The organism is Roseovarius sp. B08, assembly GCF_051417955.1.
GTDB lineage: Bacteria > Pseudomonadota > Alphaproteobacteria > Rhodobacterales > Rhodobacteraceae > Roseovarius.
The window spans coordinates 2,439,103-2,453,574 of record NZ_JBPRLW010000001.1 but is presented as its reverse complement, the minus strand read 5'-3'; the positions used below and the strand labels follow the sequence as shown (position 1 = coordinate 2,453,574).

Annotated in this window: 24 protein-coding genes; all 24 read right to left on the bottom strand. The window is 61.5% G+C overall.

What is annotated here, in order from left to right:
- Positions 1-35: 35 nt before the first annotated feature.
- Complete coding sequence (locus ACSQ76_RS12515) at positions 36-3,089, bottom strand: efflux RND transporter permease subunit (protein ID WP_437156832.1); 3,054 nt, start codon at positions 3,087-3,089, stop codon at positions 36-38.
- A 4-nt stretch (positions 3,090-3,093) separates the two neighbouring features.
- Positions 3,094-4,152: an efflux RND transporter periplasmic adaptor subunit gene (locus ACSQ76_RS12510; RefSeq protein ID WP_437156831.1), complete on the bottom strand. Its 1,059-nt coding sequence runs from the start codon at positions 4,150-4,152 to the stop codon at positions 3,094-3,096.
- Between the two features lie 205 nt (positions 4,153-4,357).
- Positions 4,358-4,663 (bottom strand): SH3 domain-containing protein, encoded by a 306-nt coding sequence (locus ACSQ76_RS12505; RefSeq protein ID WP_437156830.1) that lies wholly within the window; start codon positions 4,661-4,663, stop codon positions 4,358-4,360.
- 122 nt (positions 4,664-4,785) lie between these two features.
- Positions 4,786-5,877, bottom strand: coding sequence for a tyrosine-type recombinase/integrase (locus ACSQ76_RS12500; RefSeq protein WP_437156829.1), 1,092 nt, complete (start codon positions 5,875-5,877; stop codon positions 4,786-4,788).
- A gap of 2 nt (positions 5,878-5,879) precedes the next feature.
- The gene (locus ACSQ76_RS12495; RefSeq protein ID WP_437156828.1) at positions 5,880-6,050 is read right to left on the bottom strand and encodes a DNA-binding protein; all 171 of its coding nucleotides are present in this window, start codon (positions 6,048-6,050) and stop codon (positions 5,880-5,882) included.
- A gap of 240 nt (positions 6,051-6,290) precedes the next feature.
- On the bottom strand, positions 6,291-6,665 hold the full coding sequence (locus ACSQ76_RS12490; protein WP_437156827.1) for a hypothetical protein: 375 nt from the start codon (positions 6,663-6,665) through the stop codon (positions 6,291-6,293).
- Positions 6,665-6,970: a hypothetical protein gene (locus ACSQ76_RS12485; protein ID WP_437156826.1), complete on the bottom strand. Its 306-nt coding sequence runs from the start codon at positions 6,968-6,970 to the stop codon at positions 6,665-6,667. The genes ACSQ76_RS12490 and ACSQ76_RS12485 overlap by 1 nt, the downstream gene beginning before the upstream one ends.
- 152 nt (positions 6,971-7,122) lie before the next feature.
- Positions 7,123-7,314, bottom strand: coding sequence for a hypothetical protein (locus tag ACSQ76_RS12480; RefSeq protein ID WP_437156825.1), 192 nt, complete (start codon positions 7,312-7,314; stop codon positions 7,123-7,125).
- Positions 7,298-7,477, bottom strand: a complete 180-nt coding sequence (locus ACSQ76_RS12475; protein WP_437156824.1) for a hypothetical protein — start codon at positions 7,475-7,477, stop codon at positions 7,298-7,300. Before ACSQ76_RS12475 ends, ACSQ76_RS12480 begins: the two co-directional genes overlap by 17 nt.
- Complete coding sequence (locus ACSQ76_RS12470; RefSeq protein WP_437156823.1) at positions 7,467-7,793, bottom strand: hypothetical protein; 327 nt, start codon at positions 7,791-7,793, stop codon at positions 7,467-7,469. Before ACSQ76_RS12470 ends, ACSQ76_RS12475 begins: the two co-directional genes overlap by 11 nt.
- Entirely contained in the window at positions 7,790-8,134 is a 345-nt protein-coding gene (locus tag ACSQ76_RS12465) for a hypothetical protein (RefSeq protein ID WP_437156822.1), read from the bottom strand. Before ACSQ76_RS12465 ends, ACSQ76_RS12470 begins: the two co-directional genes overlap by 4 nt.
- Positions 8,135-8,196: 62 nt before the next feature.
- Positions 8,197-8,517: a hypothetical protein gene (locus ACSQ76_RS12460; RefSeq protein ID WP_437156821.1), complete on the bottom strand. Its 321-nt coding sequence runs from the start codon at positions 8,515-8,517 to the stop codon at positions 8,197-8,199.
- Positions 8,518-8,788: 271 nt separating this feature from the next.
- The gene (locus ACSQ76_RS12455; protein WP_437156820.1) at positions 8,789-9,787 is read right to left on the bottom strand and encodes a DUF2303 family protein; all 999 of its coding nucleotides are present in this window, start codon (positions 9,785-9,787) and stop codon (positions 8,789-8,791) included.
- Positions 9,788-9,822: 35 nt separating this feature from the next.
- Positions 9,823-10,011, bottom strand: a complete 189-nt coding sequence (locus tag ACSQ76_RS12450; RefSeq protein ID WP_437156819.1) for a hypothetical protein — start codon at positions 10,009-10,011, stop codon at positions 9,823-9,825.
- Positions 10,004-10,423 (bottom strand): hypothetical protein, encoded by a 420-nt coding sequence (locus ACSQ76_RS12445; RefSeq protein WP_437156818.1) that lies wholly within the window; start codon positions 10,421-10,423, stop codon positions 10,004-10,006. Before ACSQ76_RS12445 ends, ACSQ76_RS12450 begins: the two co-directional genes overlap by 8 nt.
- A 22-nt stretch (positions 10,424-10,445) precedes the next feature.
- Complete coding sequence (locus ACSQ76_RS12440; RefSeq protein ID WP_437156817.1) at positions 10,446-10,787, bottom strand: hypothetical protein; 342 nt, start codon at positions 10,785-10,787, stop codon at positions 10,446-10,448.
- A 14-nt stretch (positions 10,788-10,801) separates the two neighbouring features.
- Positions 10,802-11,035 carry a hypothetical protein gene (locus ACSQ76_RS12435; protein ID WP_437156816.1) on the bottom strand — a complete coding sequence of 78 codons (234 nt, stop codon included), beginning with the start codon at positions 11,033-11,035 and terminating at the stop codon, positions 10,802-10,804.
- A 4-nt stretch (positions 11,036-11,039) separates the two neighbouring features.
- Complete coding sequence (locus tag ACSQ76_RS12430) at positions 11,040-11,333, bottom strand: hypothetical protein (protein ID WP_437156815.1); 294 nt, start codon at positions 11,331-11,333, stop codon at positions 11,040-11,042.
- On the bottom strand, positions 11,330-11,518 hold the full coding sequence (locus ACSQ76_RS12425) for a hypothetical protein (protein WP_437156814.1): 189 nt from the start codon (positions 11,516-11,518) through the stop codon (positions 11,330-11,332). The genes ACSQ76_RS12430 and ACSQ76_RS12425 overlap by 4 nt, the downstream gene beginning before the upstream one ends.
- Before the next feature lie 233 nt (positions 11,519-11,751).
- The gene (locus tag ACSQ76_RS12420) at positions 11,752-12,423 is read right to left on the bottom strand and encodes a hypothetical protein (RefSeq protein ID WP_437156813.1); all 672 of its coding nucleotides are present in this window, start codon (positions 12,421-12,423) and stop codon (positions 11,752-11,754) included.
- On the bottom strand, positions 12,420-12,698 hold the full coding sequence (locus ACSQ76_RS12415; RefSeq protein ID WP_437156812.1) for a hypothetical protein: 279 nt from the start codon (positions 12,696-12,698) through the stop codon (positions 12,420-12,422). The genes ACSQ76_RS12420 and ACSQ76_RS12415 overlap by 4 nt, the downstream gene beginning before the upstream one ends.
- On the bottom strand, positions 12,698-12,913 hold the full coding sequence (locus ACSQ76_RS12410) for a hypothetical protein (protein ID WP_437156811.1): 216 nt from the start codon (positions 12,911-12,913) through the stop codon (positions 12,698-12,700). The genes ACSQ76_RS12415 and ACSQ76_RS12410 overlap by 1 nt, the downstream gene beginning before the upstream one ends.
- A 400-nt stretch (positions 12,914-13,313) precedes the next feature.
- Positions 13,314-13,622 (bottom strand): helix-turn-helix domain-containing protein, encoded by a 309-nt coding sequence (locus tag ACSQ76_RS12405; protein ID WP_437156810.1) that lies wholly within the window; start codon positions 13,620-13,622, stop codon positions 13,314-13,316.
- A 425-nt stretch (positions 13,623-14,047) separates the two neighbouring features.
- A complete protein-coding gene (locus ACSQ76_RS12400; protein WP_437156809.1) occupies positions 14,048-14,437 on the bottom strand; it encodes a hypothetical protein in 390 nt (129 codons plus the stop codon).
- Between the last annotated feature and the right edge of the window lie 35 nt (positions 14,438-14,472).

The following is a 14,472-nucleotide window of genomic DNA, read 5'->3' as shown; positions in this document are numbered from 1 at the left end:
GCCGAGCCGGGTCAGGGGCTGTGCCTGGAGGGACTTCAGGCTTCGGCGGCGGCGTCGGCCTTGCGCTCCTTGGGAAAGAAGCTGAAATAGAACACCGGCGCCGCCACCAGCGTCAGCACCGAGGCAAAGCCCAGCCCGCCCATGATCGTCACCGCCATCGAGGCAAAGAACGCGTCCCACAGGAGCGGGATCATCCCCAGGATCGTCGTCGCCGCCGCCAGAACCACGGGGCGCAGACGCGAGGTCGAGGCATCCAGCACCGCCTGCCGGAACGGTACGCCCTCGGCACGCACAAGGTCGATCTCCTCGACCAGAACGATGCCGTTCTTGATCAGCATCCCCGACAGGCTCAGCAGCCCCAGAAGTGCCGTGAACGAAAACGGCAGTCCCGTGCCCAGAAGGCCGATCACCACGCCGTTGACGCTCATCGGCACCAAGAGCCAGATGATCACGGGTTGGCGGATCTTGCCGAACAGCAGCACCGAGATCAGCACCATGATCAACAACGACACCGGCAGCTGCTTGCCCAGGGCCGTCTGCGCCTCGGTCGAGCTCTCGTATTCGCCGCCCCATTCCAGCGCATAGCCCTCGGGCAGGTCCATCGCCTCGACCGCGCCGCGCAACTGACCAAAGACGCTGGCGGCATTCTCGCCCGCGGGCACCCCGGCCTGGACCGATATCGTCGGCACCCTGTCCCGCCGCACGAGGAACGTGTTCTGCGCCTCCCAGCCGAACCCGTCTGTGATCTGCGCCACCGGGATATAAGCCTGCGCCGCGTCCGAATAGACCGGCAGGTCGGCCAGGTGCTCGGCGCCCTCACCACCGGCGCTGTCGGCCCGCATGATGATCGGGATCAGCCGGTCGGCCTCGCGGTAAAAGCCCACCTGCACGCCTTCGGTTCCGAACTGAAGCGCCTGAGCCAGGTCGTCACGCGCCACACCCGCCGCCTTGGCCCGCTCATCGGCGAAGCGCGGCACCAGTGTCAGTTCCCGCTCGCGCCAGTTGGTGCGCAGGTCCATCAGCCGGTCGGACGCGCCGACCATGATCTCTTCCGCCTCAACGGCCAGTTGCCGCAGCACGTCCGCGTCCGGCCCCGAGAACCGCGCCTCGATCGGCGCCCCGCCACCGGGGCCAAAGGCCAGCCGCTCGGTGCGGAACTCGCCCTCGGGCAGGGCGTCGCGCCCGAAGGCCTCGACATCGGCCCGCAGGGCCGGGATCTGCTCCAGCGTCTCGGTACGAATGATCAGATGACCATAGGTCGGCAGCGCCTCCTCGGGCGCGTAGGTCAGCATGAACCGCGTCGCGCCGCCGCCGATGAAGGTGGCAACCGACACCACGTCGTCACGATCGGCCAGCCACGCCTCGACCTGGGCCATGTCCTGCGACACGCGGTGAATGCTGGCCCCCTGCGGCAGCTTGTAATGCACGTAGAACAGCGGCGTGTTGGAATCCGGAAAGAACTGCTGCTTGACCTGGGCAAATCCCATGTAGCACAGCACCGTCACCCCGATCAGCCCCAGGATCACCAGGTAGCGCACCCGCAGCGCGCCCGACAGCACCGCGCGATAGGCGCGAAAGAGCGGGCCGGCATAAGGGTCATGCCCTTCGCCGCTGCCCACTTTGAAAAAGTAGTGCCCCAAAAGCGGCGTCGCGGTGATCGCCAGCACCCAGGACAAAAGCAGGGATATCCCGATCACCGCGAAAAGCGAAAACAGGAACTCGCCCGTGGCGTCGGGGCTCAGGCCGATGCCCGCAAAGGCCATGATCCCGATCACCGTCGCGCCCAGCAACGGGATCTGCGTCTTGCTGGCCACATCCTCCGCCGCGTCGCGGGCCGACTTGCCGCCCGCCATGTCGCCCTGCATCCCCTCGGCCACCACGATGGCGTTGTCCACCAGCATCCCCATCGCGATGATCAGCGCCCCCAGCGAGATACGCTCCATCTCGATCCCGAAGACGGCCATCAGGAACACCGTGCCCACCACCGTAAGAAGCAGTGTCGAGCCGACCACAACGGCCGACCGCCAGCCCATGAAGACCGCCAGCACCAGCACCACGATCGTCACCGACATCGCAAGGTTCAGCAGAAAGTCGTTCGAGGCCTCGTCCACCACCACGTGCTGCTGGTAGATCGGGTGCAGTTCCACCCCGGCGGGCACGTCGCGCATCAGTTCGGCCAGCCGCGCATCCACCCGCTTGCCCACGTCCACGATGTTCAGGTCCGCCTTGCCGGCCACCCCCAGCGTGAACGCTTCCTGGCCCTGGAACCGGATGATCTCGGTCGGCACCTCGACGCGGTCACGCTCGACCTGCGCGAGGTCCAGAAGGTCGATCACCTCTCCGCCCACGCCGATGGTCAGGTTGGCGATCTCGTCCACCGTGTCCGAGCCCACCGGAGCCTGGACGCGGATATCCTGCCCATTCTGCCGGAAACTGCCCGCCGGCGTGCGCGTGTCCGCTTCAGACAGGGCGCCGGCGATGGCGTCCGGGCTGACGCCCAGATTGGTGATGATCGGAACCCGCGCATTGACGTAGATCGCCTCCGACGGCAGCCCCGCCACCGCCACGTCCGCGACGCCCTCGACCGCCAGCAGTTCACGCCGCAGGTATTCCGAGATCTCGTGCACTTCGGCATCCGAAAAACCCGGCGCGGTCAGCGCGTAGAACACGCCGAAGACGTCGCCGAAATTGTCGTTCACGATGGGTTGCCCGGCCTCGGACGGCAGGTTGCGCGTCGCGTCCTCGACCCGGTTGCGCAGCTTGGTCCAGATCGCCGGCAGTTCCGTGCCGTCATAGGTGCTTTCGATATTCACCGAGATCCGGCTGACCCCGGGCTTGTTGGACGAGGTGATGAAGTCGATCTCGCCCATCTTCTGGATTTCCGACTCGATCGGCTCGCTGACCTCCCGCGCCACCTGTTCGGCCGAGGCGCCGGGATACTGCGTGATCACGATGGCGTTCTTGATGGTAAAGGCCGGGTCTTCCAGCCGCCCGATGGTGGCAAACCCCCAGATCCCGCCCAGAAGGCAGCTCAGCATCAGGATCCACGTGATGAGCGACCTGTCGATCGAGGCCCGCGCGATGGACATGGGCCTACTCTCCGATGCCGGTAAAGCGGCGGACGCGCTGGCCGTCGCGCAATTGCGCGGCGCCGGTCTCGACGATCTGCGTGCCGTCCTCGGGGCCCTCGCTCATGTAGATGCGGCTGTCCTCGTGCACCTCGATCTCGACGGGGTGTGCCGCAACCTTTCCATTTTCGTACACCATCACCGCGGCGTTGCCCTCGGGGTCGAAGACAAGCGCGGTCTCGGGCAGCACGATCCCCGTTTGCTCCGGCCCGGCGACAGCGGTATAGACCGTGACCGACGCGCCCGGAAAGACGAACGCGCCGGGATCTTCGGTAAAAGCCAGCGTGATCGTATAGGTCTGCCCGGTGGCCGAGGTCTCGGTCTCGAATTCCCGCAACGCGAGGTCGTAGCGACGCGGGTCGCCGGGAAGCTCGGCATGGAACGCGATCTCGTCATCGGCCCCGGCCTGCCGGAACAGAACCTCCGGCACCTGGATATCGACACGGATTTCCGACACGTCATGCAGCCGGACCACCGGTGTACCGGCTTGAACTGTCTGGAAATTCGACACCAGCCGCTTGGCGACCAGGGCGTCGAACGGCGCACGCAGCGTGGCGTGTTCCAGGTCTTCGCGAGCACCGTTGAGCGCGATCTCGGCCAGCCGCAACTGGGTCTGCGCGTCGCTGACCTGCACCTCGGTGACGGCCTGGCCGCGCAACGTTTCAAGCCGGTCGAAATCACGCTGCGCCTTGTCATAGTTCGTCTCGGCCTCGGCGACGGCGCGCTCGTACCCCGACAGGTCCAGCTGTGCGATCTCCGTTCCTGCGGGCTTGCGCGCGCCTTCCTCCGCCTCCAGCATCTCAAGCTTGCCCGGCACCTGGAACGCAAGTTCGACCGTCTGCCGCGCTGCCACCTGACCGAAGAATTGCCGCCGCACCGTGACCGGCTCACGCGACAGCGTCATCAGTTTTACGGGTTTGGGCGGTGCCTCGGCCTCCGCGACCTGGTCTTGCGCCTGCACGGGGACCAATGTGGCGATCAGCAGGCAGAGCACACAAGAAAGAAATGCGAAGAGGCGGCGCATGGACAGGGCTCCTGGCGAGGGAACGGAAGATTTGGGAGGTCACATAGCGCAGGTGAAAACTGAAACCAACAGTTTAGTTTTTTGCACGGCTCGTTTTCTTCAAAAGAAAATGAACCGGAAACCTACGAGGTTTCCGGCATGGAAAATACGCATTTTCTATCCCGTTCTCTGAACAGAAAACGGCCCCGCATCAGTGCCTCAAGGACTAGGATCGTGACCGCAGATAGGTCTCGGAGGCGTATCCCGTCAGCCCCGGGGCCCGGTCCAGAGCCACCTCGCACCAGCGCGTGCCACCGACCCGCGCACAGTCACGCACCCGTACGAGCGTACCATTGGGCAGCCCCACGCGGGTTTCGAATCCCAGACCCGGCCCGCCGCGCAGCTTCAGCATGTCGCCGTCTTCAACGCCGTACACCTCATAGATATCGGACGTGAACGCGGTCACCGGGCTCGTGTCGGAGCAGGCAGCGAGCATGCCAAGAGCGGCAAGGATCGTATAAGGTCTGCGCATGGTGCCTCTCATTCGGGGTCGTTCTGGTAGGCCCGGAGGGACGTGAGCCGGGCAATCTATGGTATTGCGATCAGGCGGTTTTTTCGGATTGTGGACCCGTTTCTAACTGGGTTGGGTCCACATTACCAGTCCAAACCCGCCAGTTTCGATGCGCCCATTTCGCCCAAGCGCATCCGTTCGACCGTTTCCGTGTAGACCTGTGATGTCGCTGCGTTCGCGTGGCCGTGTATCGACATGATTTCGTATTGCGTCGCGCCATGAAGGGCCAGCAGATGTCCGGCGGCTTTGCGGATGCCGTGCGATGATCTGTCGGGCAAACCGGCGGCGACGCACCATTTCTTGAAGCGGTTGCGCAGGGCTTCGGCGCTGGCAAAGGGTTTCCCGTGTTCGGTCATCAGGTAAGTCGCGCCTATCACGTTGCGCAGCTGCAGCGCTTTCTCCAGCGGCGGCAGGATCGGGATTTGAACGAACCTTGATCCTTTCTTTGACGGTTGCCACGCAAGCCATTTCTGATCGGCATGGCGCTGTTCGTGTTGCCGTCCCAGCTGGTACGCGTCGCCGATCCGGCAGGCCGTGAACATGAACAGGGTCAGCGCAAGGTGCGCGGTCGTGCCGGTCGGGTGTGCTTCGCGGTAGCGCGACAGGTCATCGATCGACCACGGCTGCGCCCCGCCTTGCGACCTGTAGGCCGGGCGCGGGACCGCGCGGAACGGGTTGACCGTGACGTGACCGCGTTCAAGGCCGAAGTCATAGGCCGCAACTCCAAGCTTCCAGACATTCCGCGCCTTGCCTGGGGTCGCCGCCATGCGATCCTTGAAGGCCGTCAGTTCGCCCGCCGGGATCGTCGCGGGCAGAGTCGCATAGGGTCGGCCCCGTGATCGCTGTTGTTCCGATGTCTGGTCAAGAACGAAGCGCGTCAGGTTGCGGCGTTCCTTCAGCGTCAGCGGGGAGGCCGCGCCCGCGTCGACCTGGCGCGACAGGTGGTCGAGATAGAGGCCGAACAGCCAAGCCATAGACCCGCGATCGGGGCTGGCATCCTTCGGCGCGTCCAGTTTGTAACCGGCGCGGGCGGCGGCGTAGTGTTCGGCGAAATCGGGATGATCCGGCCCGACCGAAATCGTGATTTTGCGGTTCGGGTTGCCTTCGACGCGGACGCGCCACGCGGTTTTCGACCCGCGCTTGCGGGCCGTCAGGCCGGGATAATTCAGCTTCATTTTCACCATCCGTCTACGGGCGCCCCGCCTTCATAGGGCAGATCGCTGGCGTAGGCGTCAAGGTCGAAACGGTCGTAAAGGCGTTTCGATCCGAGTTCCCGGCGCGGGATGTCGAGGGTGCGCAGCGTCGATTCCGACACGCCGATATAGCGCGCAGCGACGGGCGCAGGCATCAGGCGTGGGGGAAATCGAGTGCATTCATTTTTTCGGGCGTGGTGCTGGTTGCGGGAGTTCTGATTCCGGGCAGGGTTCGTCATGGTAATATTCCCATTCCTCGCGGGCCTTTCGACGTTCTTCGGATATCTCGACACAGCCTTCGCAGAGGTCGACAACGACATCGCACCAGAAACCATCTTCGTCCTGATAGCGCTCAGGGATAAGGCCCCGGTCAGTTCCACAGTATCGGCATCGGATCACCATCTTATCAGGACTCCGTTGAAGGGCAGGCCGTGGGTTTTTTGGAACCAATCGCGCATGTCCTGCCAGTCGATGAAGCCGTCCGCCTGGGCGAAAATGTCCATTAGCATTTCATCGCCCGCGATGCCGATCGCCCGCAAATCGGTGTTGCCGACCGTCAGTCGCTGTGTCTCGATCCTGACAGGGATCGTCGCGGTGCAGGTTGCGTCGCGCAGCTTGCGACAGTTCTTCGTTCGCATCCCTTCGTATAGCTGCAAGGCGTCGCCCGGTTTAGCGTGGCGTCCGTCCTTGCGGTGTGCGCGGATCGTCTGCCGTTTGCGGCCGATTTCGACCGGGGACGCGAACATGGGCCGAAAGTTATAGGCAACCATCAGTCGGACCTTTCGCATGGGATTTCAGGATGCGGCGTGAAATGCGTATGGTATCCGGGCCAATCTGAATCGTTGGGCGTTCCGATCCACGCGGGTTCATCGACCGGAAATTTCCACCAGACGACAAAACCCAAATCTTCGTGCCAGTCTTCTAGTGGTCGGGCGCCCGGCGTCAGTCTTTCTTTTCGGACATAGCCAACGGCATGATCCGGGTAACGCGTCGTCGCCCATGTGCCGATGTGCGTCAGGTTCGGTGTGCTGTGCCAGACCATGATTTCGGCGGGAAGTTCAGGGCCGTTCTTCATAGTAATCATCCTCCGGGAAAAAGTAGCCGTCACCGCAGCATTCCTCGCAGGGTTCGTAGTCGAATCCGCAGATGCAGTCGCCGGGCCAGCAGCCGCAGTGGATATAGCCACGACCTTGACACATCGGGCATCGTGTACGTCCCTGTGCGTCGTCACTCATCGTCACTTCCATTGATCGCCTTGCAGATCAGTGTCGCCAGTTCGTTCTGCAGGTCTTCATTGCGCAAATCGTCGGTGTGGCAGAGGAAAGCAACTTGGCCAATCATCCGCCCATCTTCGGACAGCAGGTGCACGCTTTTCCCGACGATGCTCGAATACGCACCCATTTCAGCTTTGATCTTCATATTCACCAGCCATGTGTTCCAAGCAGGCTTCCTTCACGCCGTCGATACGTTGAGCGGACCCGCTCAGAATGGCCCTGATGTCGTCTTTTAGCTGGGGGTCCATCGACATTCCGCGCAGGGTGTTCGCCACGCTTTCTAGGGTTTCGATCTGTTCATCGTTCATTGCAGGGTTCCTTTTCGTTGCGGTTGTCAGACCACCATTCCGCCGGGATGCTGATCGCGGCGGGACCGGGCTTGCGCAGCATGTCAGCGACGGCGATCTGCCCTTCGGGACGCAGGCCGTAAAATTCTCCGTCCGGCGACAGAAACTGCGCGATCTTCATGCCGTCGAGGCCATCGAGAAAGGCCGGCACCTTGACGGGATCGGCGCGGAACACGCGATCCGGCGCGCTGATGCGCTTCGTCGTGGGCCTGTCGCCGTGGTAGAGGCACGGGGTCCAGTTCCCGACGATGCCGCGTTCTTCGACAAACCAAATCATGCCGAACCCGCCGGTTTCGACATTTCAAGATCGAGTTGCGCGAAAATCCGGTTCACGGCGGCTTGGCGTTTCTTTTCGGCGCGTCGCTTTTTCGCGTCGTTCGATGCGGGGTCGAACAGATCGGCGAGGGATCGCAGCATTTGGGCCGTCGCCTTGCCGTCCAGTTCCGCAAGTTCGGCGGTCCAGATGCCCATGCCCATCACGACGAAGCTTGCGCCGGTCGTGTTCAATGCTTTCGCGCCTTCGCGGGTCGCGATCATCAGGACATCGTGCGCGATGACGCGCGATTGTTCTTGTTCGTCCTGGTCGGGCCGGTAGATGGGTTTCCGGGGGTCTGACATCGGTTGTTCCCTTTCCTGGTGTCCGTCGCTGGCCCCGCGCTTGGCGGGGCCAGAAAGAGGCATCAGCGCCGGGGGTGATCGGGACGTTCGCCGCCGTTCGTGATCGCGGTGATGTTCGCAGGTTTCCGCGCGACCTTGCCGCGCTGGATCACGCGCAATTGCTCGATGTCGAACCATCTGTCTTCGACAAATTTCCCTTCCTTATCGACCGGCGGCGACACGCAAGCGCGTCTGCATCCGTTCAGGAATTCGTTTTTCGCGGTCACGATCCCGGCGAAGCCGGACACCACGTCTTGAACTTCGTCGCCAAGCTGGGCGTCGTCGGAATTGGTCATGATCTTTCTTTCTGCTTGCGCCGTTTGGCCCGCATCGGGGCGTCCCATGCGTTGTGGCACCTTTGGCAAAGGGCACGGCAACGCGGCGGATCGGCATGGGTTTCGTCGTGGTCCATGTGGGCGATCGTCAGAATAACCCTGGACCCTGTTTCGGGGTGCCGCTGACCATTGGGGGCGCGGCAAGCGGGGTTTTGCGGGGTGCCTTCGCAACGGTTTGCAGCCCGGAACAGAATGAACGCGCGAAAGGCTTTCCCCTCGGCGGATTGGATAGACTCGCCGGGGTAGAGTTTCATTCTGTCCGGGCTGATGGGCATCGCGATCAGGCGCTTTCCGGCGATCCCTTGAACAGCGGCAGTTCGGTTTGTTCCTTTGCCGTGTCCAATGCTTCATCGAAGGCCAGATCGAACGCCTTGTGCGGGTTGTAGATCGTCAGGATGAAGCCGACCGTGGATCCGCTCTTGCGGTAGCGGAACCGAACCGGCATCCGAAAGAGCGCCCCGTTTCGGAATACCGGAATCGCAATGATGATCAGGTTCGGCAGCTTCAGCGGTTTGCCGTCCGGCGTTCGGTGTTCGTTCAGGAACTGGATTTCGCTTTCTCCGGTATCGCGATTGGTCGATGCCTTCAGGTTCGAGGTTTCGAAAACCTGGAAGTTTTTCGTCAGATCGAGCAGCTGGCGCAGCTGGCCGAACTTGCCTTCGATCTTCATCGCGGTTTCGATCATCCGGTTTTCCCACGCTTCGGCCTTTGCGTCGGGCTTGCCCTTCAGGATGGCCGGGGTCGGGTCCTGAATGTCCTTCGCCTGTTCCTCGATGAATTCGCCGAGTTCGTCCTTGCCAAGCGGCTTGCCCGAAACCTGCATCCAAGCTTTCCATTCGTCGGATAGTGGAAAGTTGTAGATCGCGCGGTGATGCAGGTGGCGGGCCGTGGAATCACCTTCGGGGTCGAGAATTTCCGCCGGGCCTTCGCCGTGATAGTCGGCGATGCAGGTCAGGGCCGGGCTTTCCATGTCCGGTTTGGCGAACATTGCGGACGTGTCGCCTTTGAAGCGGTTGGCCCACGCGATGAAGCTGTCGAGGTCCGACATGTGCGCCGTACCCTTGCGGCGGGCCGGTTTGAAGAACTGCGCGGCGTTCCGGCGCTGTTCCGTGAGGTCGTGAATCTGGCGATCCTTGGCGGTTTCGACCTGGTGCGGCGTGGTGAAGGGGTTGCCGTTCGGTTCCTCGATCGGTTCATGCGGCATCAGGTTCTGCATCGTGTCGCGCATCGTCTGTGCGATGTTTTCGCGGGTGGTGTCGTCTGTTTCTTCGATAGCCATTTCGGGACTCCTTTTGTGGCTGAGGTTTTTCGTGTTCACGTCCAGTCGGTTTCGTGCTTCCAGATGGTGATCCAGCAGAGGACGAAACGCGTCACTAGAACCTGATATTCGGTGCGGGTTTCAGTGAATGCAGACGCGGTGCGGGCGGTTATGGTCGGATTGCTTTGGCGGCGCTCGACGTGGCGAAGTATGCCAAACGCCGGGCGCTTCAGCCGATCAGACATCCTTGATTTCCCCTGTCTCGGGGTCGTATTCGGACACGTCGCGGACGCCGCCCTGCATCCGCTTCATAAGCGGGCTGTAAAGGGTCAGCTGGCCTTGTCCGTCCACATAGGCGGCGGCGCGGCTGGCAGGCTTTTTCGGGCCGTTGAAATCGGCCTTGGCCGACATGCCGAGGTCGCCCGCGCCGCCAAGTTCATAGTTCAGGTTCAGGCTGATCGAGCCTTTCGCGCCCTTGTGGCCGAATTCCTCGTTATGGTCCTGCATCTTCTGCATCAGTTCGCGGTGCTGGGCCATGAAGCTGATCAGGAATTCGCCGCCGTCGAACAGCGTGAAAAGCTGTTCGATGCTGTGGATGGCGAACGGGTCGTGTTCTTCGACCACTTCCGCCGGGGGCGGTGCTTTCTTCTTTGTCATCACGTTCGGGACTCCTTTGTGGTCAGATTCTGGGTTTCAGGAAATTGTGAACTGCGCGAAGCTGTTCGTCGGACACGGCTCCATCGCAGTAGAGGTTGATCGTTTGATCGCTGAAGGCATCGCGACCAACGCCGTGAACAAGAAGGTCGGTCTGAAACAGTTCTGACGGCCAGCCCATCAGGTGATGCTTAAGGGCTGTTCCTATGCGGGCTGCAACTTGGCAGTGTGCGCTATCGACGCCGAAGGTTGTGACGTGTTCATTGCCGTCTGGATCGACTTTTCGCGCCACGATAACGACCTGGTCATACCCGTATTCCTTGGCTATGCGTTTTGCTGCAGCTATCGGAATTGGTTTAGTTCCCATGGGATTGATCCTGATCATTGGGTTTCGAGGAAATAGACGCCTGCCGCCGTCAGCCGGACGAAGGCCCCGCGGCGACGCTCGACATCGCCGGGGCGGCTGTCGCAGGGTTGCATCAGGCCAAGGCGGCTCATGCGTTCCCAGAACCTGAGTGCGGCAATCCCTTCAGGCTCGATCGCTTCTTTAGATTTCAGGACGTGCAGCAGCATCAGGTCGGAATCGGTCAGGTCATAGAGCGGTTTCGATGACATCGGGTCAGATCCTTTCGGGTCGGGCGATGCGGCCCGTGAAGGCGTCAAACTCCGTGCGCAGGGCGTCGAAGCGTTGCGCGGCGGCGTGATCGGTGGCGAGGTCGCGGCGGCTGTCGACCTGGCATTCGGTGCGGATGAATTCGGCGGCGGCGCTGGTGTTGACCGTGACCGTTCCCGCGCCTTCGCGGGCCAGATGCAGGCGGACGGCGACGAAGCGCTTGAACCGGATGTCATTGGCGAGGATTCCCGCCTGTTGCGGTCGCGGCATCCGGTCGAAGGGCTGGGGCGCGATGGTCATCCCTTCAACGCCTCGATCATGAACATCATCATAACGAACGCGGTGGTTCCAACCCCGGCAATAAGGAACAGCCAGAACAGACGCGGACCGAACATGCCGTCGCGCGTCGGATTCGACGTTCTGGGCGGCGCGCTGTCGAGGTTGACACCGCGCCGGGCCTTCAGGCCGGGGCAGGCGGGGTGCATGGTGCCTGGCGGGCATCCGCAAACGGGCCACAATGGGCAATGGAATGTTGCGGGTGCCCGCCTGTCCGCGAGTGGCGGGGCGGTGTCGGTGTTTTCGCGGTCCTGATCGGGTGAAAAGGAGCGGCAGGCGCTGGGGCCTGCCGCCAGTTCGCCGGCAGGTTTCACGGCACCGGCATTCTGTGAAAGGGTTTCGAGTACTGGGACAAGTTTCCCGTGTTGGTCGCGAGTGAATTTCATTGTGTCAGGTCCCGTTCAAGATGCTTTGAGGCAAATTCGCCCCATTGGTCGGCCATTGCGTTTGCGATGCCGGGGAAGGTTTTCGATCGAAATTTCCATCTGTCGGGGCCGGGCGGGGCGCGGTGGATTGCCGACCATTCCTTGTGCGCCTGGGTTCCGGGGCGCGGTGGTGTCAGGCGCTTTGTCGGGGTCAGGCCGGGAAGGTTGCGCAGGTAAAGGCCAGTCGCCTTGAAGGCTGGGTCGCCGAACTGGTGTGGCTGGACAGTCTGGGCGGCGGGTTTGAAGCCCTCAATCAGCGCCTTTGCGTGTTTGTGCATCACCGGGTTTTCGATCGCGACGCAGGGGATCTGGGCATTCCAGCAGGCGGAAAAGAGCGCGGCCCCTTCGTGTAGTTCCTGCCACATGTCGTCACGGGTCCGGCCCGCTGGCGGGGTATGCAGCCAGCGGACGCCGGAATTGCAAAGCCGGGTGCAGGGCGGGTGCATGACGGCCAGAACGTCCCAATCCATGTGCAGCACGTCACGGATGTCGCAGATCATGTGCCGGTTCGTCTGGTCATCGCTGGGCAGCAGGTCGCAGGACCACGCGTCATGCCCGCGATCGAGGAACGCGTTGCGCACCATGCCAGACGTTTCACATCCGATCAGAATTCGAAGGCACCGGGTCATGCGATCGGCCTTGCGGTTGATGCCTCATGTTCGGCTTGCGCCGCGTCGATCCACGCTGAAACGGCGTCATCTTCGGTCGCGCCCGTTGCGCGGATGTCGTGCAGAACGACTTCGAAAACGAAGCGCCCCGATCCGGTATCATCGGGCGGGGCCGCGTATACGCCGCCGGTTTCAAGAACTTCGTTTATGAATGCTTCGCGCCGGGCGATCGGTTCGAGCCTGTCGAGGCGCGAGAGGAACGCGAAGGCGCGGTCGTGAAGGGCAAGCGCCAGCATCAGAACAGCCCGCCTTGTGAACGATCTGCCGGGTGGATGATTTCGACAGCTTCGAGGATGACGAAATCAGCGTTGTTCTGTTCCGCGAGGCGCGTCGCGGCTGTCACGGCGTCGCCGTGATGCGAATAGCGCTGGCGCGGCTCGGTCTTGTGATGCTGGGCTGTCGGTTTCCGGCAGACCATCCAGAAGCGGGCGAAGGCGGGCATCGTTCCCATCAGGCGACTCCCTTCGCGGTTCGCTGCAAGCGGTGCTGGCAAACCGTCTGGCCGCGTTCCGCCTTTAGGATAGCCCAGGCGAGAATGCGAAGCGCGGGGGTGTGCTGTGCGTGGGGTTGGCCGATTACTGCTCGGGCGTCTGATTTTAACGTGCTTTGGTTTTGCATTGTCGCCTCCTATTTGAGACGACCTAAATATGAAAAAATCAGATTGTAAAGGAAAAAAGTATGAAATATTCAGATTGGTGATGCATGTACGCATTAAATCTAGGGTTGACTGAGTGAGATCAAACCAAGAACATCGGGTGCGTTGGAGATTGTTATGCGATTAATCGGGAGGGCGATTCGACGGAAGCTGACGGATCTTGGGGTAAATCTGAATTGGATTTTTGCGCCGCTTATTAGTTGGTCGCGGAAAGAGCCTTTTCTAAGGCAGCCTGAACATCGCCGGGCAGTTGAAGAAAGTCGCCGTTGTAAACGAAATTAAAATCAATCCGGTGATTTCTATATAGAAATCGGACTGTGGACGGACTCGGCCTGCCTTTCTTTTCTTGCGAATGGTAGGTCTGGTAGTTCAGATCGAGCGCTTCAGCGAAGTCGCGCTGTTTCTTGTAACCTGCTACTTCACGAGCGGCGCGTAGCCGCAAAGCGACGGCTTCGTCAGAGTCATCGTTTAGTCGAAACAGCTGTTCACGCTCTTCTATCGTCATGATCTTTTTCTAGCTTAGCTTCTGCGAAATCGGAAGATTTCCGATTCTGCCAATTGACAATATGAAATTTTCATACTTTTCTCCGGTGCCATGTATAGGACGCCGCGAGAGTTCATCGATAAGCTGGGGGGCTACCGAGAGGTCGCCGCCCGTGTCGGTGTGAGTGAGAAAACAATGCACTCGCACCTGATGTCGAAAAAGTTGCCGACGCGCTGGTATGTGGCGTTCTGCAGATTGGCTCAGGAATTGGGCGTTCAGGTTCCGTGTGTTGATCTTTTTGCATTCGTTGAATTGCCGCCGCCGCCAGCGATCGACTTGCCCGAAATCGGAGATGTCGCATGAAGCGGAGAGGGAGCGATTTGACATGCGCAGATGCATTCCGCGTCTTTGCGGCGAAATTGCGTTATGGTCGCGGTTTTCTCGGGTCAACGTTCGGCGGCATAGCCCGTCAGAAGCTGCATCGCCGTTCGGCTGTCATCGGCCGCACAATCGGCGCGCAAGCGCTGCAGGATCGTTTCGTGCGTTCCGCGAATGCCGGGGTTGGCGGTCTCGACGCCGAGAAGATGGCCCCAAACCATAGCCTGAACGGCCATTTCCTGACTGCCATTTTCGACTCCGTCCGAGAAATCCGGCTGACTGTCGAGGATGCGAATAACCTCGCTGCAGGACTCTTCAAGGTAAATTCGCTGAACTTCATGGTTCTGAATGTCGCCGGACGCCTGCGCGGTGCTGGCGATCAACAGCGCCGCAATCGCGGCAATGGAATGTTTCGGTGTCATGCGCCGAACCATAGCCCGGCGGGGTGCGGCGATCAATGCCGCGTCGGTCGTGGTGTTCTTCCTGACCTGGG